This window comes from Nocardia miyunensis NBRC 108239 (genome assembly GCF_001613065.1).
GTDB lineage: Bacteria > Actinomycetota > Actinomycetes > Mycobacteriales > Mycobacteriaceae > Nocardia > Nocardia miyunensis.
Window position 1 is genome coordinate 1 of the sequence record NZ_BDBQ01000182.1, and the last position, 1,879, is coordinate 1,879.

At 67.9% G+C, this 1,879-nt stretch carries 1 protein-coding gene; it reads left to right on the plus strand.

The genetic code is table 11. From position 1 onward, the window contains the following. Nucleotides 1–1,879: acetate--CoA ligase (acs, locus tag NM2_RS46860; protein ID WP_067684279.1), on the plus strand; the 1,879-nt coding region annotated here is incomplete at both ends.

Consider the following 1,879-nt stretch of genomic DNA (forward strand, 5'->3'; position numbering starts at 1 on the left):
TGAAGGCGTATCCGCCGACCGCGGAATTCGCCGCCGCGGCCAATGCCGATGCGTCCCTGTACGACCGGGCCGCCGCCGACCGCGACGCGTTCTGGGCCGAGCAGGCGCACCGATTGCATTGGCACGAGCCCTTCAGTCGCGTCCTGGACTGGGACGACGCTCCCTTCGCCCGATGGTTCGGCGACGGCAAGTTGAACGTCGCCTACAACTGCGTGGACCGGCACGTCGCGGACGGCTACGGCGATCAGGTCGCCATCCACTGGGAGGGCGAGCCCGGCGACTCGCGCGCCATCACCTACGCGCAACTGCTGGCCGAGGTGTCCCAGGCCGCGAACTACCTGACCGAACTGGGTTTGCGGGCCGGTGATCGCGTCGCGATCTACATGCCGATGGTTCCCGAGGCGATCGTGTCCATGCTGGCGTGCGCGCGACTGGGCGTGACCCATTCGGTCGTATTCGCCGGGTTCTCCCCGAGCGCCCTGCGTCAGCGCATCGACGACGCGTCCGCGCGACTGGTCATCACCACCGACGGTCAGTGGCGACGCGGCAAAGCCGCACCGCTCAAGGAGGCCGTCGACGAGGCGCTGATCGGCGGCGCACACACCGTCGAGCACGTACTCGTGGTGCGCCGCACCGAGATCGAGGTGCCCTGGACCGACGGCCGCGACCTGTGGTGGCACGACACCGTCGCGAAGGCATCGACCGAGCACGAGGCCCAGGCGTTCGAGGCCGAGCATCCGCTGTACATCCTGTACACCTCGGGCACCACCGGAAAACCCAAGGGCATCCTGCACACCACGGGCGGATACCTGACCCAGGTCGCCTACACCCACCACAACGTGTTCGACCACAAACCGGGACAGGACGTCTACTGGTGCACCGCCGACATCGGCTGGGTCACCGGGCACAGCTACATCGTGTACGGACCGCTGGCCAACCGCGCCACCCAGGTCGTCTACGAGGGCACCCCGAACTTCCCCGATGAGCACCGGCACTGGCAGATCATCGAAAAGTACGGCGTAACAATCTATTACATCGCCCCGACGCTGGTGCGCACCTTCATGAAGTGGGGCCGGGAGATTCCCGACGCACATGATCTGTCCTCGATCCGCGTGCTGGGCAGCGTCGGCGAGCCGATCAATCCCGAGGCGTGGCGCTGGTACCGCGAGGTCATCGGGGCGAACACCGCGCCCATCGTGGACACCTGGTGGCAGACCGAGACCGGCGCGATCATGATCTCCCCGCTGCCCGGGGTGACCACCGCCAAACCCGGAGCGGCCATGACCCCGCTGCCGGGGATCTCGGCCAAGGTCGTGGACGAGGAGGGCAATCCGGTCACCCTCGGCGAGACCGAGGCCAACGGCTACCTCGTGCTCGATCAGCCCTGGCCCTCGATGCTGCGCGGCATCTGGGGCGATTCGGAGCGCTACCGGGCCACCTACTGGGAACGCTACGGCGACAAGGGCTGGTACTTCGCCGGTGACGGCGCCAAACTCGACACCGACGGCGATCTGTGGGTGCTGGGCCGGGTCGACGACGTCATGAACGTCTCCGGACACCGGATCTCCACCGCCGAGGTCGAATCCGCGCTCGTCGGACATTCCGGCGTCGCCGAGGCCGCGGTGGTCGGCGCGAGCGACGAGACCACCGGACAGGGCATCGTCGCGTTCGTCATCCTGACCGCCGAGGCGAAGAACACCGGCCAGGACCTCGTCGCCGAACTCAAAGCCGAAGTGTCCCGGGAGATCAGCCCGATCGCCCGCCCCCGCGAGATCCACATCGTGCCCGAACTCCCCAAGACCCGCTCGGGCAAGATCATGCGCCGCCTCCTGCGCGACGTAGCCGAGGGCCGCGAACTCGGCGACACCTCGACCCTGGT